This window comes from Gilvimarinus gilvus, assembly GCF_030518155.1.
In the GTDB taxonomy this organism is placed as follows: Bacteria; Pseudomonadota; Gammaproteobacteria; order Pseudomonadales; family Cellvibrionaceae; genus Gilvimarinus; species Gilvimarinus gilvus.
This window is the reverse complement of sequence record NZ_JAULRU010000692.1, coordinates 60,238-80,610: the sequence shown is the minus strand read 5'-3', so window position 1 is coordinate 80,610 and position 20,373 is coordinate 60,238. Positions and strand designations below refer to the sequence as shown.

Annotated in this window: 17 protein-coding genes; 2 read left to right on the top strand and 15 right to left on the bottom strand. The window is 53.5% G+C overall.

Going from position 1 to position 20,373, the window contains the following annotated elements; all coding sequences use genetic code 11:
* The first annotated feature begins 159 nt into the window (after positions 1-159).
* Entirely contained in the window at positions 160-600 is a 441-nt protein-coding gene (locus QWI17_RS17360; protein ID WP_302723784.1) for a hypothetical protein, read from the top strand.
* Between the two features lie 374 nt (positions 601-974).
* Here the strand turns inward: QWI17_RS17360 and QWI17_RS17355 are convergent, their stop codons facing one another.
* The 7 genes from QWI17_RS17355 to pelA all read right to left on the bottom strand — a co-directional run bounded on the left by QWI17_RS17355 (position 975) and on the right by pelA (position 10,697).
* Positions 975-1,742 carry a ThuA domain-containing protein gene (locus QWI17_RS17355; protein WP_302723783.1) on the bottom strand — a complete coding sequence of 256 codons (768 nt, stop codon included), beginning with the start codon at positions 1,740-1,742 and terminating at the stop codon, positions 975-977.
* 175 nt (positions 1,743-1,917) lie between these two features.
* Positions 1,918-3,384 (bottom strand): 4-hydroxy-3-polyprenylbenzoate decarboxylase, encoded by a 1,467-nt coding sequence (gene ubiD, locus QWI17_RS17350; protein ID WP_302723782.1) that lies wholly within the window; start codon positions 3,382-3,384, stop codon positions 1,918-1,920.
* A 98-nt stretch (positions 3,385-3,482) separates the two neighbouring features.
* Positions 3,483-4,742, bottom strand: a complete 1,260-nt coding sequence (rho, locus tag QWI17_RS17345) for a transcription termination factor Rho (RefSeq protein WP_302723781.1) — start codon at positions 4,740-4,742, stop codon at positions 3,483-3,485.
* A 419-nt stretch (positions 4,743-5,161) separates the two neighbouring features.
* Positions 5,162-5,491: a thioredoxin TrxA gene (gene trxA / locus QWI17_RS17340; protein ID WP_302723780.1), complete on the bottom strand. Its 330-nt coding sequence runs from the start codon at positions 5,489-5,491 to the stop codon at positions 5,162-5,164.
* 212 nt (positions 5,492-5,703) lie between these two features.
* Positions 5,704-8,112 (bottom strand): response regulator, encoded by a 2,409-nt coding sequence (locus QWI17_RS17335; protein ID WP_302723779.1) that lies wholly within the window; start codon positions 8,110-8,112, stop codon positions 5,704-5,706.
* Positions 8,113-8,217: 105 nt separating this feature from the next.
* Complete coding sequence (hemW, locus tag QWI17_RS17330; protein ID WP_302723778.1) at positions 8,218-9,375, bottom strand: radical SAM family heme chaperone HemW; 1,158 nt, start codon at positions 9,373-9,375, stop codon at positions 8,218-8,220.
* Between the two features lie 146 nt (positions 9,376-9,521).
* The gene (gene pelA, locus QWI17_RS17325) at positions 9,522-10,697 is read right to left on the bottom strand and encodes a pectate lyase (RefSeq protein WP_302723777.1); all 1,176 of its coding nucleotides are present in this window, start codon (positions 10,695-10,697) and stop codon (positions 9,522-9,524) included.
* Positions 10,698-10,780: 83 nt separating this feature from the next.
* Between pelA and QWI17_RS17320 the strand changes: the two genes are divergently transcribed.
* Positions 10,781-11,224: a nuclear transport factor 2 family protein gene (locus QWI17_RS17320; RefSeq protein WP_302723776.1), complete on the top strand. Its 444-nt coding sequence runs from the start codon at positions 10,781-10,783 to the stop codon at positions 11,222-11,224.
* 64 nt (positions 11,225-11,288) lie between these two features.
* Here QWI17_RS17320 and QWI17_RS17315 read toward each other — a convergent pair whose 3' ends face one another.
* From QWI17_RS17315 to proC, 8 genes are all read right to left on the bottom strand, one after another.
* Positions 11,289-13,670 carry a TonB-dependent receptor domain-containing protein gene (locus QWI17_RS17315; protein WP_302723775.1) on the bottom strand — a complete coding sequence of 794 codons (2,382 nt, stop codon included), beginning with the start codon at positions 13,668-13,670 and terminating at the stop codon, positions 11,289-11,291.
* Between the two features lie 145 nt (positions 13,671-13,815).
* Entirely contained in the window at positions 13,816-14,406 is a 591-nt protein-coding gene (rdgB, locus tag QWI17_RS17310; protein WP_302723786.1) for an RdgB/HAM1 family non-canonical purine NTP pyrophosphatase, read from the bottom strand.
* Complete coding sequence (locus QWI17_RS17305) at positions 14,406-14,924, bottom strand: DUF4426 domain-containing protein (protein ID WP_302723774.1); 519 nt, start codon at positions 14,922-14,924, stop codon at positions 14,406-14,408. The genes rdgB and QWI17_RS17305 overlap by 1 nt, the downstream gene beginning before the upstream one ends.
* Before the next feature lie 9 nt (positions 14,925-14,933).
* Positions 14,934-15,521 carry a methionine biosynthesis protein MetW gene (metW, locus tag QWI17_RS17300; protein ID WP_302723773.1) on the bottom strand — a complete coding sequence of 196 codons (588 nt, stop codon included), beginning with the start codon at positions 15,519-15,521 and terminating at the stop codon, positions 14,934-14,936.
* Positions 15,522-15,523: 2 nt separating this feature from the next.
* Positions 15,524-16,669 carry a homoserine O-succinyltransferase MetX gene (gene metX / locus QWI17_RS17295; protein WP_302723772.1) on the bottom strand — a complete coding sequence of 382 codons (1,146 nt, stop codon included), beginning with the start codon at positions 16,667-16,669 and terminating at the stop codon, positions 15,524-15,526.
* 101 nt (positions 16,670-16,770) lie between these two features.
* The gene (locus QWI17_RS17290; RefSeq protein ID WP_302723771.1) at positions 16,771-18,732 is read right to left on the bottom strand and encodes a dynamin family protein; all 1,962 of its coding nucleotides are present in this window, start codon (positions 18,730-18,732) and stop codon (positions 16,771-16,773) included.
* 167 nt (positions 18,733-18,899) lie between these two features.
* The gene (locus QWI17_RS17285) at positions 18,900-19,487 is read right to left on the bottom strand and encodes a YggT family protein (protein WP_302723770.1); all 588 of its coding nucleotides are present in this window, start codon (positions 19,485-19,487) and stop codon (positions 18,900-18,902) included.
* A 63-nt stretch (positions 19,488-19,550) separates the two neighbouring features.
* A complete protein-coding gene (proC, locus tag QWI17_RS17280) occupies positions 19,551-20,366 on the bottom strand; it encodes a pyrroline-5-carboxylate reductase (RefSeq protein WP_302723769.1) in 816 nt (271 codons plus the stop codon).
* Between the last annotated feature and the right edge of the window lie 7 nt (positions 20,367-20,373).

Genomic DNA, 20,373 nt, shown 5'->3' with positions numbered 1-20,373 from the left:
GGTAATCGACCTAGGCGTATAGAGCCCCGAGCCGTCAAGAGAAGGCCAAAACCGTTCCCACTACTGTTAAAACCAAGAGATCAAGCACGCGAAGAAGTCAGAAAGAGTGGTCATCCGAAAAAGCTTAAGTAAGTGCCATTCATTACTGAGAAAATAAAAATGAGAAAAATATTACTAAGTTATTTGGTTATTTTCGGATTGCTATGTGCTTCGGCTGTAAATGCCGAGGAGCAATCCTCTGACAGTGTGGATGATCAAGCGATATTCGAGATTCGCAATTATCATTATGATCCAGCCCAATTTGATGCTTATAAAGTCTGGCTGCTTGAGGAGGCGGCTCCTTTTCTTCGGGAGAATCTGAACGTGGTAGGTTTTTGGGTGGGCAACGCCCAAGCGCCAGAGATAAACGGTGCCAGCCCTATGGAGTTGAGCCTAGGTTCAGCAAATGTCACCTGGATTATTCGTTGGGGCTCTATGCAAGAGCGAGCAAAAACCAATGAACAACTTTTTGCCGGCGAGCAGTGGCAGAAAATCTGGGCCAAGCACCCCGACCCGAACGGTTATTTGCAAGTGGAGTCTCGATTCGCCAAGGGGTATTAGTCACGGAGCCTTGCTTAGCAAGGCTCCGTGCCCATGAGCCGAGAGGAGGTTTGTTTTAGTGGGTAAACGCGCATGGGCGACGTGAATGGCTCGTAGAGCGAGAGAGGGTGGCATGGGTCATCGCCTGTCGATACGGCCTGCTAAAGTAATCCGGAGTGAGGGAGCCCCGACGGGGCCCGCTTTGTTGCGAGCGCATGAAAGCGCAAAAGCGACCGGCTATGTCTTGCTCACCAAAAAAGTAACTCGCCCGCCCAGCGAAATAGGGCGCAAAAGTCTGATAATGGACACCTTAGATTAGACGCACAAAGAAAACCGCAAAAACAAAAAAAGGCGAGCAAAAAGCTCGCCTTTTAATGCAGCCAAACGGCTAATAATTACTTGCGCATACCTTTACCGGTAGCTGCCCAATACAAACCACCATAAATGTGTTCTAAGAACATTTTGTCTTCAAAGGTGGAGGGTACGTGACCAAGGCCAGTGTAGAAGGCGCGGCCGCCGTCGTATTCGTGGTACCAGGCAATGGGGTGGAAGTCGCCCATACCTTCACCGGCAACGCGGCCCCAGTCGGCGACAGGGTCGTAGGTGCTCTCATCGATTGAGAGGATGTAATTCAGGCTGTCGATGCGTTCGGCGCCAAACTCGTAAAATTCATCGGTCCACAAGAAGGTGTCGGGCATGCGTTCAACGCCTGGGAACTTGCGATCGATCACATCGATTTCAGCGGTTTGAATGGCTGGGTGAATGTGGAAGGTGCGGCCCACCATTTTGGTGTACCAGTCCCATTCGTATTCGGTGTCGGATGCAGAGTGAATGCCGACGAAACCTTTGCCGGATTGAATAAAGCGCTCCATCGCGGCTTGCTGGTCATCGTTGAGGATGTCGGCGGTGGTGTTGAGAAAGACGACGGCGTCGTAGTTTTTCAAGCGGTCATCGGCGAACACGCTGGACATCTCGTGCCAGTCGAGTTTGAAGTGATGTCGCTCGGCCATTTTCTTCATGGCGGTCACGCCGGCGTTAATAGACTCGTGATGCCAGCCGGCGGTTTTGGTGAACAGCAGTACACTGAACTGTTCGGCCAGAGCTGGCAAGGCCGCGGTCATTAAGCCGACCATAAGGGCCAGTTTAGCGATGAATTTACGCATGACTTTTCTCCATTATTCTATTGTTTTGGTGTGTTAGGTCGCTCAAGGAGTCGACCCTTAGGCTTTGCAGGTAAAGATAAACGCCGCTGGTTGGGCTTACAAGCGCCGTGCCGCACACTTAGCAATTATTAACGCTACGCCTTGTGGCGGTGCACGGGAGTATTGGTTGCTGGTGTCAAAGAATCTCGAGCTCGTCCCACAGGGCGTCCACGCGATCTTTAACGGCCTGGTCCATGACGATAGGTTCACCCCATTCGCGGTCGGTTTCACCGGGCCACTTATTGGTGGCATCCATTCCCATTTTTGAGCCTAAGCCTGACACGGGCGAGGCAAAGTCGAGATAATCAATAGGGGTGTTTTCCACTACAGTGGTATCGCGCGCGGGGTCCATACGTGTGGTAATTGCCCAAATCACGTCGTTCCAGTCGCGGGCGTTGACATCGTCATCGGTGACGATGACAAACTTGGTGTACATAAACTGGCGCAAGAATGACCAAACCCCCATCATCACGCGCTTGGCGTGGCCCGGGTACTGCTTTTTCATGGTCACAACGGCCATGCGATATGAGCAGCCTTCTGGCGGCAGGTAAAAGTCGACAATTTCCGGAAACTGTTTTTGCAGTAGCGGAATGAAGACTTCATTCAGTGCAAGGCCCAATACCGCGGGTTCATCCGGTGGGCGACCGGTATAGGTACTGTGGTATATCGGGTCGCGCCTGTGGGTAATGCGGGTAACGGTAAACACCGGGAAGTTATCCACTTCGTTGTAGTAGCCGGTATGGTCGCCGTAGGGGCCTTCGGGGGCTATATCATCGGGGGCGATATGGCCCTCTAGAATAAATTCTGCAGACGCGGGTACCTGCAATTCGTTGTCGCCCGCTTGAACCACTTCGGTTTTATCGCCCCGCAACAGGCCGGCAAAGGCGTACTCGCTTAAGGTATCCGGTACCGGAGTGACGGCGCCTAAAATAGTGGCGGGATCGGCGCCTAGGGCTACCGCTACGGGAAAAGGTTTGCCCGGATGCTCTGCTTGCCACTCGCGAAAATCCAGTGCACCGCCACGGTGGCTGAGCCAGCGCATAATCAATCGGTTTTTGCCGATCTTCTGCATGCGGTAGATGCCGAGGTTTTGCCTTTCTTTGTGCGGGCCGCGGGTAATCACCAGAGGCCATGTCACTAACGGTGCGGCATCGCCGGGCCAGCAGGTTTGGATGGGTAGGGCGTTTAAATCGATGGCGTCGCCTTCAAGTACAACATCCTGGCAGGGCGCTTTTTTTAATACCTTGGGTGCCATGTTCAGCACTTGTTTAAAAATAGGCAGTTTTTCCCAGGCGTCTTTTAAGCCTTTGGGTGGTTCCGGCTCTTTTAAAAAAGCCAGCAGTTTGCCGATTTCACGCAACTCCTTAACCGACTCCTCACCCATACCTAAGGCGACTCGCTCAGGGGTACCGAATAAATTGCCGAGTACGGGAATATTGTACCCCTTGGGGTTTTCAAACAATAAAGCGGGGCCGCCGGCGCGCAGGGTGCGGTCACAGATTTCGGTCATCTCTAAATTGGGGTCCACTTCAACGCTAATGCGCTTGAGTTGGCCGCGCGCTTCCAGTTGCGAGATAAAGTCACGAAGATCGGTGTATTTCATGATGGATCCGGAGTACGGGTGACGGGGCGCGGAAAACGGTTAATCAAAAACGGGGAACTGTCTCGTTCCCCGTTATTTGTCAACCGTATCCCGATTGTTTACTTTCTCTTCATGGACAGGAAGAATTCATCGTTGGTTTTAAAGTCTTTCAGCTTGTCGACCAAAAACTCGGTAGCGCTCACGTCTTCCATGTCGTTGAGTAGGCGGCGCAAAATCCATACGCGTTGCAGTTCATCGTCTTTCATTAACAGGTCTTCGCGGCGGGTGCCGGAGCGACGCACGTTCATGGCTGGGTAGATGCGCTTCTCGGCGATCTTGCGGTCCAGGTGTAACTCAAGGTTACCGGTACCTTTAAATTCTTCGTAAATCACTTCGTCCATTTTCGAGCCGGTGTCTACCAGAGCGGTGGCGATAATGGAAAGGCTGCCGCCCTCTTCGATGTTACGCGCAGCACCAAAGAAGCGCTTGGGACGCTCCAGGGCGTGGGCGTCAACACCACCGGTAAGCACTTTACCGGAGGATGGGATGACGGTGTTGTAGGCGCGGGCAAGGCGGGTAATAGAGTCGAGCAAGATGATGACGTCTTTCTTGTGCTCTACCAAGCGCTTGGCACGCTCAATCACCATGTCGGCTACCTGTACGTGACGCGCCGGTGGCTCATCAAAGGTCGAGGCAACCACTTCGCCGCGCACTGAGCGCTGCATTTCGGTCACTTCTTCCGGGCGCTCGTCGATCAGCAGTACGATCAGGTGGCACTCGGGGTTATTGCGGGTAATGGCCTGAGCGATGTTCTGCATCATGATGGTTTTACCGGCTTTGGGCGGCGCGACAATCAAACCGCGCTGTCCTTTACCGATGGGTGAAATCAAATCGATAATGCGACCGGTCAAGTCTTCTGTCGAGCCGTTACCGGTTTCTAGTGTTAGGCGCTGATCTGGGAAAAGCGGGGTGAGGTTTTCGAATAGAATTTTATTGCGGGAGCTCTCGGGCTTGTCGAAATTAATTTCATTAACTTTAAGCAAGGCGAAGTAGCGTTCGCCTTCTTTGGGAGGGCGAATCTTGCCCGCAATGGTGTCACCGGTGCGCAGGTTAAAGCGGCGAATCTGGCTCGGGGACACGTAAATGTCGTCGGGGCCTGCCAGGTATGAACTGTCTGCGGAGCGCAGGAAGCCGAATCCATCCTGAAGGATTTCCAGTACGCCGTCGCCGTAGATGTCCTCACCACTTTTGGCGTGGCGTTTCAGGATATTAAAGATGATGTCTTGTTTGCGGGAGCGGGCTAGATTTTCTTGCCCCGTTTCGCGAGCGATATCAATCAGTTCTTCAATGGGTTTCTTTTTAAGATCGGTAAGGTTCATACAGTTGGACTTGGTTGTGAATAGTTAAATTGCTTGCAGGAATATCTGCTTGGCAGGCTAAATAAAAATTTGGGTTTTCAGAGCGAAAGCATCTGGTTTAAGTTGGCGTGTATCTTGTTGTTTTGTGACGCTAACTTCAATTAAATTTCTGTTACAACGCTCAGTCAAGACTATCCGGCTTAGTGTATACCCACAGAAAACGCTCTGGAAGTTGGAAATATCAGCAGGGAGTCTTTATTTCGGCCCTAATATGGCGGGTTGGTGACGCGAATACAGGGGCTGAATCTATGAGAGCTGTTACAAGTGCCTTGGAGTATAGCGGCAAAGTTCGAAAAGTGCAAAGCCCGTGAAAACAGTGTGGCTGTACTGGCACTGCCGTGAGACGACAGCGCCACTTGCCTTGGTAAGTTCAGTTGCACTTACAGGACAGATTCGATGAACTCTACCAGCTGTGGGCGCGACAGGGCGCCAACTTTGGTACTTTCAACGTTGCCGCCTTTGAAGATAATCAAGGTCGGGATGCCGCGAATACCGAACTTGGCCGGCGTTTCTTTGTTGGCATCAACATCCATTTTAGCAATCTTGATTTTACCTTGGTATTGGTCAACCAGTTCATCGAGAACCGGGGCGATCATTTTACAAGGACCGCACCAGGCCGCCCAAAAATCGACCAGTACGGGTACGTCCGATTGCAGAACGTCGGCGTCAAAAGAGTCATCGGTAACGTGAACAATGGTGTCGTTACTCATAGTGCAAAAATCTCCAAACCCGCAATCGGGTAATTAAAGGTGCTGTGTATTGTCGTGGGGTTGCCCTTGTATATGGGGGCAGAGAGCAGGAATTAAAGTCCTTCTGTCCGTTTGGCCCTATGCGAATAATAAGGATACCTTGGCTTGCGTTCAAGCAAGCGTTCGCTATTGAGCTGATTGGGCGAGTCTATGCGCAAGGAAAACGGGACTGGTTAGCCCCCGGCAATACGGCTTTCGACTTTGTTGCCGGGGGCCAGACCGAGCTTGTTAAGCGCGGTGGTGAGGCTGTCCAGCGTTATCGGTTTGCATAAAAAGTGGTCCATGCCGCAGGCGAATACGGCTTCGCGATGCTCTTGCAGGGCGTGTGCAGTGAGTGCCACGATAGTGGTGGCGGGTAAGGCATTACGTTTTTCATAGTCGCGAATGGCCTCTGTCGCTTCAAAGCCATCCATTTCCGGCATTTCGCAATCCATCAAAATTAAGTCATAGGCCGGATCAGCGGTGCGCACGGCTTCAAACGCCTGGCGGCCATTTTCGGCCATGACCGGCTCAACGGCCAGTTTGCCTAGCAGGCCTTTGATGACCATACGGTTGACGGCATTATCCTCCGCTACCAGTACCTTGAGGTGCGCCAAAGAGTGTTGCTCCTTCGCCAACGTTGTTGCTTGCTCGCGTTCGCTGGTTGCTAACGTGATGCCCAGGCTGGCGCACAGTGCGGCGTAAAGCTTCATTTCGATAACGGGTTTGCGCAGAACCTGAGCGACCTCCAGCCGCTCTAGCGCTTTTGTGGCCAGTGGGTCATCGGAGCCAGACATGAGTATCACCGGCAGTTTTTCTGCGGATAATTCCCGGCGGATACGTTCGGTCAGCTGCAGGCCCGACATCACCGGCAATTGTTGGCAGAGAATGGCGAAGTTGAAATTGGTGTCCTGCTCAAGTAGTTCCAGGGTTGCACTGGCGCTAGTAAGGCAGACTAATTCAATGTTCCATTGGTTGCAGTAATGCACAAACAGTTCGCGAATGGCGGCACTGGGCTCCGCAACCAGAAGGCGCTTACCGGCCAGTGCCTGATGCGACTCCGGCGAGCTGACAGCGCTGGCCGAAGGGGCGAAGCAGGCGGTGAACCAAAAGGTGGAGCCTATGCCCTTAGTGCTGTTCACGCCTATATCGCCATGCATTAGCTCTGTTAGGCTTTTACAAATGGCGAGCCCGAGCCCTGTGCCGCCGTAATTGCGGGTGGTGGAAGTGTCGGCCTGATTAAAGGCGTCGAACAAATACTTCTGCGCTTGTTCGCTAATCCCAATACCCGTGTCGGCGACGGAGACTCTCAGTTTGGGGACCACCGGTGTGCTGTCATCACACAGCTTTACCTCTACCGCGATCGAACCATCGGTGGTGAATTTAAAGGCGTTGCCCACCAGGTTCGTGATTATTTGGCGCAGCCGGGTGGGGTCGCCGCGCAACTTCGTGGGAATGTCCGGGTGTATATAGCAGTACAGCTCGATACCGCGCTTATTGGCGGTTGCCCCAAACAGTTGGATGCAGTCTTCGACCAGGGTGCGAACTTCAAGCTCAGCGGTTTCCAGCGCCATTTTGCCCGCTTCAATTTTCGAGTAATCGAGAATATCGTTGATAATGTCGAGCAGGGTCTCGCCGCTGCGATGAATCACCTCGAGGTAATGCTTTTGGTTGTCGTCGAGCGGTGTGTCGCGCAACATTTCCACCATGCCTATAACGCCATTCATCGGCGTGCGAATTTCGTGGCTCATGGTAGCGAGGAATTGGCTCTTGGCGCGATTGGCGTCTTCTGCAGCGAGTTTTTGCCGACGAGTTTCAATCTTTTCTTCTTTTTCTGCTAACAGCGCCAATTCCATTGAGCGTCGCTGCTCAATATCGTCGAGCAGGGTTTCACGCATGTGGTTGATGGCATCGGTTACGTTGTCCAGTTCATCTGGGGCTTTGTCGGCCTTGATACGGTTGAGTGTCAGCGGGGTAGCCAGTTTCTGCAAATTGAGTTGGCGAGCGTATTGGGCAATGGTGACCATATGGCGGGTCAGCATGGTGTAGATGAGCCACAAGATCAGCAGCGACACCACCATGGTTTTGGTGCCCTGAATGGCGGCTATAAACAGCGCCCGCTCCCACAGCTTGTCGTAAATACTCGACAAATTGGCTGTAACAGTCAGGGTGCCCAGATGTTGCGCGCTGGTGGTTTCATCCTCGTAGACGAGGTCATAGCGCTTGACTAAGAACCGGGTAGGGCTATTTTCGGTTACCTCGGTATTGATGTTCGGTTTGGCCGCCGTGAGTATTTGCGATTGATTATTCCAGTCGCGCCAGTCCACTTGGACCAGAACCACATCGGCGACTTCCAGCACGCTGTCGACTTGAATTTGCAGCTGCTCCTGATCAAACCCCCACAGGCTTTTAGTGATGCTCGCGAGCGTACTGACACGTACCTGATCGAGGCGTTTTTCCAGCGAGGATATATCGTCGTTAAAGCTGGCATAGAGCTGCAATATGATGGCGATAAGAGTGATTAAGGAGCTGCAAAGAATGATAAGCCCGAGCAGGCGGGTAGCGATGGGGTTCTCGCGAGCGTAATTAGAAAAAGACAACATTTGGGTGGCGGCGCATCCAGTTCGAATTCTTTCATTTAATTGTAGCAGTGAAAGTGTGGTTGTCAGGTGACAATCATCGATACTTGGCCAACCAGCCGTTTGTGGTCAGGTGTAGGCGCCTAAAACATCGTTTAGAAAACGCATGCCCAGCTCGGTGGTAGCGATGCGTTGGCTGCGCGACTGCACCAGTCCTTTGCCGGCGAGTTCCTGCCAGTGAGGCTCTAGCGCATCAAGAGGTAAGCCGGTGCGCTCAGTAAAAGTAGTGGGTGCACAGCCTTCAGTTAGGCGCAGAGCATTGAGCAAAAATTCCAGTGCTCTGGCGTCGGGCTCTATAACCTCGCGGCCGGCGCAAAAAGGGTTGGGGAAACGCCCAGGGCCAGCGTCGGCATTGAGATAGGCATCGGGCTGGCGGGTTTTCCACTGGCGAAAAATGGTGCCGTTATTGGGGGTGGTGAATTTGCCGTGGGCGCCGGCGCCAATACCCAAATAGTCGCCAAATTGCCAATAATTCATATTGTGTTTGGCGCGGGCAGTACGCGCGTAGGCCGATACTTCATAACGCTTGAAGCCTGCTTGTTGGAGTTTGTCATGGCCGACATCTTGTATGTCTGCCAAAGTGTCCTCGACAGGCAGTGTTGGGGGTTTACTGTAGAACACGGTGTTGGGCTCAATGGTGAGCTGATACCAACTTAGGTGTTCAGGCTCGAGCGCTAGTGCGGTGTTCAGGTCTTGCATGGCGGCGGCTAGACTTTGGCCCGGTAAGCCGTGCATTAAATCCAGATTGAGGTTGTCGAACCCTGCCCGGCGGGCTGTGTCCGTGGCCTTTAGGGCCGCATCACCATCGTGAATTCGCCCCAGCGCCTGAAGCTGTTCATCGTTAAAGCTTTGAATACCAATGGACAGACGATTGACTCCTGCGCTGCGAAAGCCGCGAAACTTGTCTTGCTCAAAGGTCCCTGGGTTCGCCTCCAGTGTGATTTCGATATTTTCTTCGAAACCAATAATGCGCTCGGCGCTGTTGAGTATCTCGCCAATAGCAGCACACGAAAATAAGCTAGGTGTGCCGCCGCCAAAAAAGATACTGGTAAGCCTGCGCCCCTGTGCCAGCTCGGCATCTGCCGCGAGGTCGCGGGCAAGTGCCGCGACATATGCTTGCTCCGGTACATGGGTATCACTCTGGTGCGAGTTAAAGTCGCAATAAGGGCATTTGCGCACGCACCAGGGGATATGGATGTACAGAGACAGAGGCGGAAGAGTCAGCACTGGATTACCGGATTGGGAAATGGCGCCGCTATTGTCGCATGGGAACGGGGAACGGGGAACGGGGAATGAAAGATCGCTAGATGTCTGACGTCGGAAGCTGGACGCATTTGCGTCAGACTTCTGACCTCAGACGTCTGACAATTTTTTCAATCCAAATACTTCGCCTTCCATGCGGGAAATTTCTTTAACACTCGCTTCGGGCTGCTGGTGTACCAGGCGTAGCCGTCGCGGCGTTCGGTGGAGATTTCACTGACCTCGTAGTGCACGGAGCCGTCGCGGTCGCCGAACACCGGGCGGTTGGTGCCGATTTCGCAAAAGCGGCCCCACAGTGGCCCGGCGCCTGGGGCTGGGGTGAGGGCGTTGTGCCTGGAGGTTTGCTTACCCCATTGGTAGCCGTATATTTTGTTTGCTGCGAACCAGTTGTGGGCGGCAACAATGGCTTGTTTGATATCCGCGTTGGGATTGTCCAGTGTCATTAAAAATTCGACCAGGTCTGCGCTTTCGGCTGTGGCCAGGGCAATGGGTTCGAACTTGCGTGCGTTAATGGGTTCGAGTGTTTTGTGGTGGTGCTGGGCTCCCCAAAGGGTGGCGGTATCGCCGACCTTGATCTGCGTGGCCAGTACTGAGCTGAGGCCACGTTGAAAGCTCTGCTCGGCGCGCGCGGCCAGTTTGTCGTCAATAAAATCAAAAGGTGGTTGTTGCTGGCGTGCGCTGTTAAGCACTTGCAGTAGCTTAACCGTGACATCATCGTTGTAGGTGATGTAATCGTGATAGCCACCGGTGAGTGGGAAATTTTGCGGCCAACCGCCGTTGGGGTACTGTGCCAGAGTCATCAGCTGTACGGCGCGTTCAATCGCGTTTGCGTAGCTCGGATTCCCGGTTGCCTGGTGGGCTTTGGCCAGCAGCCAAACTTGGGTTGTTGTGGCGCCGTTATCGAAAGTTGGAATGTAGTTTTGTTCGACCCCAAATGCCTGGCCTGGCCGACGCGGTGCAAAGCTCATATCGGTGCGTTTGGACCAGCCCCCGGATGGGGTTTGATAGGAAAGAACAATATCGGCGATGCGCTTGCCCTCCGTGGTGGTAAAAAATTCCGGCGCCGCGTCGGGATTGAAGCCAAAGCGTTTGGTGGCCGGAGCCTCGCTGAGCTTATTTGCATTCAGTGTTGTCAGCTCCCGCTCGATGGTTGCCTGATCCAGTTGGTTTAGCGCGTTCGACAACACTTGGTAAGCCTCGATAGAGTGGGCAGGCTTAAGTGACATCAGCTCGTCTGCCAGCAGCGGGCCGCAGATCAGTAGAAAAATAATAGGTAGGGCGCGCTGCATGGTGATGTATCTCCGCTGTTGGACTTATTGTGGGACCAGTATAGTATGGTCATACCAATTATCAATCTGGTCAGGCAGGAATTATGTTTCGATTCGTTAAGTATGCGTTGCTAACGTTCATCAGCCCTACTGTTTTCGCCGATTGCCTTGCGCCCACAGAGCTCAAAGCTCTGGATTACGCCTATGAGCAAGCCATTCGACAGGCCGATGCCGACTTTCTGGAGAATACTCTGCTGCCCCAATACGTGTGGGTGCACAATCACGCCGTGGTGTACGAAACCAAAAGCATGCTTTTGGCGCGTGTAGCAGAAAACTACACGGCACCAAAATCACGTGAACAAACTGAGGTAAGTATAAGGCGGCAAGGCAATACCGCCGTGGTGACGGGCCTGTCGACGGTGGACAAGTTTACCGACGGACCGCGCCGGGCCAACCGCTATCACTATATGCGTACCTGGGTAAAAACCGAGGCTGGTTGTCAGTTGTTGGCGGCGCAAACGATGAAGGTGTGGAGTACCGAGGAGTAGGGATCGAAATAAGAAACGGGCCCGTAGGGCCCGATGTGAAAGATCGTGTACTGCAGGCGATTGATTAGAAGCTTAGCTGCACACTCACCCAAAAATTGCGGCCGGCGTCTTTGACGTTGTAGTCGTCGGTAAAGACAACTTCGCTGACGGCGCCGCGGCCAGAGGCCAGGGTGTAAACCCCATCGCCGTCGAGGTCGATGTACTCGGTGGAATAGGAGGTGAAATCTTCATTCATTAAATTATTTACGCGGCCAAACACGGTTAGGTATTCAGTCACCTCGTAGGTCAGGCCTAAGTGGAATAGTTCATAGTTTTCGAAGTAACGTGGCTTGTCCATTACGGTGTCCCAGCTGCGGTAGCGATCAGAGCGCAGTTCCGCCTGCAACGACATACTCAGGTTGGGCAGTATGGTCCAGTTGAGTGAGGCGTTGGCCATGTGTTCCGCAGTGTTGGTTAATGGCTGACCTTCCTGCGGCCCACTTTTTTGCTCACTGTCGGTCCAGGTGTAGTTGGCGTTGAGTGACCAGTTGTCGCTGAAGATATAGCGCCCCGCAACCTCCACCCCTTGAATTGCGACTTCGTCGATGTTGATCTTTTGGCTGTAGGTGTCGTAGCCAAGGGCGTCGTACGCACCCAGGTTGACACATGGACGTTGACCGCCTGTGGTTTCGCAGCTGTAAATGGTGTCACCGCGGGCAATTTTGTCGTCGAACGCGGTGTTGAAGTAGGTGGCGTTAAAGTTGTGACCGTGATCGCTCGTCCAGTAAACGGCGACTTCACTGTTTACGCTGGTTTCCGGCTGAAGGTCGGGGTTGCCGGCAAAAGGCGATGTCCCTTGACCACCAAAGCCGGTGATTCCATCGTAAAGGTCTGTGGTCTGTGGTGTTTTATAGCCGGTAGCGACGCCGCCTTTTACCGTCCAATTATCGCTAATAGTGTAAACCCCGTACAAACGCGGTGATACCTGGCTGCCAAAGACATCGTGCTCGTCGTAGCGAACCCCGGCCGTTATGGTAAAGGGCGTTACCGGGGTCCAGCTGTCTTCAATAAACAAAGAGTACATTTGCTGTTTTTGGGTGGCACCCGGCTGGTTGCTCTCCATACCGAATACGCCGTCCTCCAGCTCACCGTCGATGACTTGGCCGCCGATAACCAGGTTATGGCTGCCCAGCGCGCGCAGCGGAATGTCGACGCGCCCGTCCAGTGTGTATTGGCGGCTATCGAGTGGGCGATCGGGGCGCGGTAAAAAGGTGGCTTCTGCCAGATTGCGGCGCTCCTCTTCACTCATGCCTGCGTAGTCACCCACGCCGTCGTACATTTCTTGTAACTCCAGCCGCTCGGCAACGATGAGGGGCAGCGTGCGGCCATCGTTGGCGGTATCGACATAAGAAAGCGAGAGGCTGCTGCTGCCAAAGCCCCAGCTTGCATCGTGACTTAGCGACCACCACTGCCGGTTAAACTCCTGGTCGGCTGCGTAGCCTGCGCGCGGGTTTACCTGACCACCGCGGGCTTGCCACAGTGCTGCGATGTTGTCTTTGGTGCCGAGTGGGTAAGACAGCTCGCCCGTGTCTGGGTTGTTGAACGGGGTATTGTCGTAGACCTGCTCGGAATAATCGTAATCAAATCGCAGGGTGTTCTTGCTGTTGGGGGTGTAGGTTAAGGAAACACCGTACTCCTGAGTTTCGCTGTCTACCGTGCGGCCGCCACCGCCAAAGCCAAGGCTGCGGTGGTGAATTTCGCCATTGGGGTCGATGGCGGGCTCAAACTCGGGCGAGGAGGCTTCGGTTTCATAGATGCTGCCGCGTACCCCTAAGGCCAGGGTGTCCGCAATAAGGGGGCCCGAGGCCGAAAAGTCGGCCTGTACTGCATTGCCAAAGTCGCTATTTTCTTGAATATTGCCGGCGAAGTTGGCGGTGCCGTGCCAGCGGTCGGTGACTTTTTTGGTAATGATATTAATGACACCACCCATAGCGTCCGCGCCATACAGGGTCGAGGCGGGCCCGCGAATGACCTCGATACGCTCGATGGCCTCAGCCGGTGGCATATGGCCAAACGCATTGCCTCCAAAATTATTTGGGTAAATGTCGCCGTGGTTATTCTGACGTTTGCCATCGATAAGGTACAGGGTGTACTCGCCGGTTAAGCCGCGCATGCTGACGCTACCCTGACCGGTTTTATCGCGGGTGGTGCCGATATCAATACCTTCCTGGTACTTCAACATATCGAGCAGGTTAACGTGGGGGCGGGTCAAGATTTCGGTCTGATCGATTACCGAGATGCTGGCGGGAGCATCGGTCAACTTTTGCTCAAAACCGGAGGCGGTAATGACCATCTCTTCGATTACTCGCTTTTCATGTTCCGCACTGACCTGTGCAGTGCTCAGCAGAGCAACTGCGCTGGCGACTCCGAGTATGCATTTACGACCTTGTATTTCTGAATACGACAAAACCTAACTCCCCAGTAATATAATTGATAATCTAAGTGATAATTATTCACATTTGGGGTGGAATTGCAATAGGGGGCGGCAGAGCAACATGCTAAGGTGTTAGGGAGGAGTGGGTTGCAAAGTAGTCAGTGGAGTTCAGCAGGCCCTAAGACAGCTCTGCCAAAAGCATTTTTAAGGCCGAAGCGCGATGACTGATTTGGCTTTTTTCTTCTTTACTTAGCTCGGCCGCGGCACAGTCGTGGGAAGGCACGTAAAATAATGGGTCGTAGCCAAATCCACCTTCGCCGCGGGGGGCCTCGAGAATACGCCCTTCCCAGCTACCCTGACAAATTATGGGAGTAGGGTCCTGGGCGTGGCGCATGTAGACCAGAACGCATTGGTAGCGTGCCGTGCGATCTTTTTCGCTGACATTGGTCAGGTCTTGCAGTAGTTTTTGGTTATTGCTGGCATTGCTGGCATCGGGGCCTGAAAAACGTGCTGAATATATGCCGGGGCGACCATCAAGCGCGTCTACCTCAATGCCGGAGTCGTCCGCCAACGCGGGCAATCCCGTCGCCTCACATGCGTTACGCGCCTTAATAATCGCATTTTCGACAAAGCTTAAGCCGGTTTCTTCGGCGTCAACCACGTCGAATTCCGACTGTGGCAGCACTGCAAAACCGGCACCGCCCAGCAGCTGGTTAAACTCTTTCAGCTTGCCGGGGTTGGAGCTGGCCAGTACGATTTTTTGCACGATCAGTCCTTATCTTTAATGTAGAGTTTGCGCGAGAAAGCAACATGCAGGGGCTTGTCACTGACTTTTGGCGTCACGTTAATGGCGAAATTATAGACCTCTTCATTAGTATGCTTGAGTTCTGCGATAAAGTAGGTGGCCTCGCCTTCGCTGATGGTTTGAAAATCCAGTACCTGTTGTTGCTGAATTAAATTTGTCGCGGTGCCGCTCACGGTTGCAGGCAGGCCAAGGTCGGAGGCGTCGCCGCCGGTTTTGGTGACGCTGATGTTTATCAATACCCGATTTTTACCGCGTGTAATGTTGTATATCTCGGCAACGCTAGCCGGTACGAAGGCGCTATTAAAAACGCTAAAGTGGACCGTGTATTCACTGAATACTTTACTGCGATCATTTTGCTCAAGTATCCGCGCATCGGGAATCTCACGTGGAGTTGCCAGGGTAAAGGATGCGCAAGCCATCATCAGCAATGCTGTGGAGAAGCGCAGCCACAAGGAGCGGCTAAGTCGGTTGGAATGCTTCATGTTGGTTACCTATTTACTGAGGCGATAAATGGCGGTTTCGCCAAACAGGTTGGGCGCCAGGTTGCCTAAAAGTTGAGCTGAACGTTCATTGACAACCTGGCGGTGCAGTACGTTAATACTTTTTTCACGGCACAAGACCTCAAAGTCGGTAAAGGTGCAAAAGTGAATATTGGGAGTGTCATACCACTCGTACGGCAGCAAGTCAGATACTGGCATGCGTCCCTTAAAAGCCAGGTGGCAGCGCGCTTTCCAGTGGCCGAAATTGGGAAAAGTAATGATGCATTCTTTGCCGACGCGTAGCATTTCGTCCAGAACCTTGTGCGGGTAGCGCATGGTTTGTAGCGCCTGTGTCATAAGCACGGTATCGAAACTGTCATCTTCAAAATTACCGAGGCCGCGATCAAGGTTTTGATTAATGACGTTAACACCCCGGGAAATGCATTTTTGAATTTGTTCGGGATCAATTTCTAAACCATAGCCGCTGACTTGCTTGCTGTCCGCTAACAATTTTAGCAAGGCGCCATCACCGCATCCGAGGTCGAGAACCCGGCTGCGCTCGCTAATCATCCCCTGTAGCTGGTTAAAGTCAAATCGCATAGTTACTCCGTGTCGATGCCGGCCAGATAGCGACTAAAAGATTCGCAGTAATGTTCGTTGGGTAGCAGGAAGGCATCGTGCCCGTAGGGGGACTCCACCTCTGTGTAGCTGACATTTTTTTGTGCAGAGATAAGCGCATCGACAATTTCACGCGATCGTTCGATAGGGAAGCGCCAGTCGGTGGTAAAAGACGCAACATAAAAGTCACATTGTGCGCGGCGAAATGCGGCGGCGGCATCGTCGCCGTACTCGCGCGCCAGATCAAAATAGTCTAGCGCTCGCGTCATCAAAATATAGGTGTTGGCATCAAAGTTTTTAGAAAAGGAGTCACCTTGGTAGCGCAGATAACTTTCCACCTGGAATTCCACCAACTCATCCAAGCCCTGGTCAAAGCTTCCACTCCTTAAGTCACGGCCAAACTTCTCGCCCATTACGTCGTCAGATAAATAGGTAATGTGGCCGATCATACGGGCAATAGCCAAGCCGTTTTTGGGGTAGGTATTGTGGTCTAAGTAATTGCCGTTGTGAAATTCTGGGTCACTGATAATCGCTTGACGCGCGGTTTCGTTAAACGCGATATTTTGTGCGCTCAGCTTCATGGCTGAGGCTATGACCACACAGTTGCGCACCCGGCTTGGGTATTCCAGCGCCCAGCGCATGGCCTGCATGCCACCCAGGCTGCCGCCAATCACGGCCGCCCATTGGTTTATGCCGAGCGAGTCGGCGAGGCGAGCCTGCGAGTGAACCCAATCGCGAACGCGAAGCTTGGGAAAGTCTGCGCCCCATGGTTTGCCAGTGTCTGGGTTAATACTGCGTGGCCCGGTGGAGCCGCTACAGCCGCCCAAATTGTTCAGCGATACGATGAAAAATTTGTTGGTATCAATGGCTTTGCCCGGGCCAATGTAGCCGTCCCACCAGCCGGGTTTACGGTCGTCTTCACTGTGGAAGCCCGCCGCATGATGATTGCCCGACAAGGCGTGACAAATCAAAATTGCGTTAGATTTATTGGCATTGAGGGTGCCATAGGTTTCCACCACGAGCTCGTAGTTGCTCAGCGTGCGGCCGCAGGCCAGATCCAAAGGCTCATCAAACTGCACGGTAAAGGGTGTAACCAGACCCACTGAGTCAGGCGCGAAAGTCTTTGTCATCGATGTCTCTTGGTGATCACCGGATACGCCGGTAAAAGCGCAAGTCTAAAGTCGCGCTTGAATACCTGCAAGTGGCGTTGGTGTGACAGTCTAGCAGGCTGCTAGTTTTGGGCTTGCGCGCGGGCTTGCTGCAGTGATACCACCTGGGCTTGTTCCACCGGCCTTGCCTCTGGGGTGCGAGTGACCTCCAGAAACAGGGGTTCGAGGTCTCCGCGCGCGGTGGACAGCACCTGTAATGCCTGTTCAAGACTTTGCAGCTGGTCTTTGCGGCCATGCGTTTGCGAACGCAGTTCTCCGAGGCGCATCATGTGATGTTCCAAAAGTTTTTTCTGGTGTTGGTTGTGATGTGTTAGGGGGGTTAAAGCATCTTGCAGCCAGTTGTTGATGTCGTTACGCAAATCACTGAACAGGCTATTGACCTCTTTCACCAAAGTGGCCAAAAAGCGATTAATTAGGGTGCTTTTGGTCGCCAATACGCTGTTGAGCGAGCGCCGCAAACGATCGGCGTTATTTTCTAAGTTGCGCAAGCGGCGGCGGTGGCTGGTGATGTTGAGCTTGTGGTTGTTGGCCATAGCCAAGGCGTCAAGGCCGTGCTCGGGTCGGTCGTAAATGCTGGACAACACCTTATTGGCTCGCTCAACTTCGCGTATCAAATGATTAATGCTGGCATCGACATCGTCAAAGAAATCACCGATGGCCTGCGACAGTCCCATCGTCGTCCAACTTTGGTTCATGCGCTCTTGCGCTTCTTCACTGAGCCGCTGTAGTTTGTTTTCCTCAACCGGCGCTAACAGTGAGGTGCGCTGATTATTCAGCATGCGCTGACTGGTTTTGAGGGACAGCGACTGCTTGTGGTAGCGGTGGTGAGCGGTGCGAATTTTCTCGCGCTGGCGGTCAAGCTCTTGGTCCAGGCCGGTATCGCTGGTTTGCATAAGAGCTTGCAGTTCATTTTCACTGTCGTCAATGCGCCGAGTCAGGCTGTTGTATGTATTGACGATCATATCGTGACTATTACTGACCAGCCGATGGCTGATGATCTGCTGTTGTGAGCGCAGAATGCACTCGGCCAGGCGCTGCTCGAGCTGTGGGAAATTACTCTGCAGCAAGTCAGCGCGGCGCTGCCTAACTTTGGCGGTCAGAGCTTTTTTGGCTGAGATAGGCAGGACATGCTCCGGAGCCAGCCCCAAATGCTTGGCGGTTTGCAGGCGTACGTGTTCAATATTTTCAGCAATTTCGGCAGGCGGTGTTAGCTCGTCCCACAGTGTGTCGATTTTATTCAACAGTGCCAGCACGGCTGTGCAATTGTCTTCGCGCAGCCCTGCAATGTGGTCGCGCCAAATGGTCATGTCACTGGCGCTGACGCCGCTGTCTGCCGCCAGCAAAAACAAAATTGCCTGCGCATCCGGCAGGGTTTTTAGGGTGAGTTCGGGCTCATTACCGAGGGCATTGAGCCCCGGCGTGTCGACAATACGCAGGCCTTCTCGCAATAGCGGGTGATCAAAGTTAATCAGTGCGTGACGCCAGGTGGGGATTTGCACCTGACCGGTTTGCTCGTCTATTTCGAGCTCGGTGGCGTTAAAACCGAGGCGAGCGGCCTCTTTGCGGGTGACCATCTTGCTGGCTGACACCTGACCGATCGCCTCCACTACCGAGTCGTGGTTATTCGGATCGAAACCGATGGTGAACCAGTTTTGCGGTATGCGCTTAAAGCTCTGCATGCTGGCCGAGGACCGACGGGTTTCTATAGGCAGCAAGCGCACGCAGTTTTTGGGTTGCTGTGGGTCCCAGAAAATTTCCGTCGGACACATGGTAGTTCGGCCCGGCTGGGACGGAAGCAAGCGTTTGGTCGTGTCGGAAAAGAGCAGCGCGTTAATGAGTTCGGTTTTGCCCCGGGAGAACTCCCCCACACAGGCAATGGTGAACTGATCACCGCCGAGTAATGTGCGCGCTCTGTGGAGATAGCTCAAGGCGTCGGCGGTCACCAGTTTGTGCTTTTCACTCCACTGGCAAAAGCCCTCTAAGCGCGTATCCAGCGCACTTTTCCAAGCGCTGTACTGAGCCATTTGTCTGTGTAGTGCCTTGATGTCCATTGTATTTTTAATTATCCCAATTGTTTTAGCTTCTACTGACGGTATTCGCCATTAAAGCCTAAAACGCCCCGAGTCGCTAGCTGAACACGGTATTAGCCTGACTGGCGGGGCAATTAGGGGGACTATCGGTCATTTCATCGTTAAAAACCGAGTAACAGGCCGCCTACCCCCAATGTTTGCGCCAGCGCGGGGATTAAGAACTGGTTAAACAGGTTCAAAATCAAAAAGAAAAAGATCGGTGTAATGTCAATTGGGCCCATGGCGGGGATGACTTTGCGCAGCGGCGCCATTGCCGGTTCAATCAGTTGGCGCATAAGGACCAGCGCGGGGTTCTGGCTAAAAGGGGCAATCCAGCTCGCGATAATGTAAATGATCATGCCGACAAAATAGATCTGTACCAGCATTTTCAGGATACCTATTAACCCCATGGGTAAGATCAACAGCGGGTTGAGTAGGCCCTGAGCGGCGATAAGGTATATCAGCTGTCCGGCTGCCCATTGCAGCAACAGGGCCAGCACCAGTGCGGCCATGTCAATGCCGTAGACGCCGGGAATGACCCTGCGTAAAGGTAGCAAAAACAAGTTGGTGGCCTTGCTGATGCCCTGTGAAATAGGGTTGTAAAAATCGGCGCGTACCAGCTGCAGCAAAAACCGCAGCAAAATGATCAGCATATACAGTGACCCAAGGGTCTGAATCAGATAAATCAGCATTTGCTGTAGGGTATTCATCGGCTTTCCTCAGTGTTAAATTCGATGCCTTTGGCCATAATGTTGGGATATGGGGGCGGATATTTATTTTGCCAGCTCATCCGCTAGGGTTTGTGAGCGCGCGGCGCAATCGGTCATGGCCTGCTCCACCAATTGCGGTAGATTGCCAGCCTCAAAGGCGCTGATGGCTCGCTCCGTGGTGCCGCCTGGTGACATAACCCGGCGCTTGAGTTCATCCACCGGCACATCGACCTGGCCGGCCAGTGTCGCGGCGCCCAAGGCTGTCTGCAGGGTAAGCTGACGCGCAGTGTCCGGGGTGAGGCCGAGCTTAACGCCAGCGCGAATCATAGCCTCCATAAACAGAAAGTAATACGCCGGGCCCGAGCCAGAAACGGCCGTAATTGCGTGCATTTGCGCCTCATCTTGTACCCACACGCACAGGCCCGTTGCGGTGGCGATTTGCTCGGCAAAGGCTTTGTCCGCTGCGCTTGCCCGAGTGTTAGCGTACAGGCCGCTGGCCCCGACGCCCACCTGTGATGGGGTGTTGGGCATACTGCGTACGACCGCCACTTCGTTCCCGAGCCAACGGGCGATGCTGGCCGTATCAATACCTGCCGCCACGGAGACGATTAGCTGTGTGTTTATTGAGTCTGCGAGGCCTTCGCAGGTGGCCTGAAGCATCTGCGGTTTGACGGCAAGCACAATCACATCGGCCCATTCGGCCGCCGCCCTGTTGTCGGTAGATGTGTGGATACCAAGCTCAGCGGCGGCGCGCTCGGCGCTGGCTGTGGTGCGTGTAGTCGCTTGAATGGAAGCCGCTGGATAGTTCTGTTCTAGCAGGCCCTTGATAATGGCGCCGGCCATGTTGCCAGCGCCGATAAATGCAATATTCTTAATCATGGAAGGT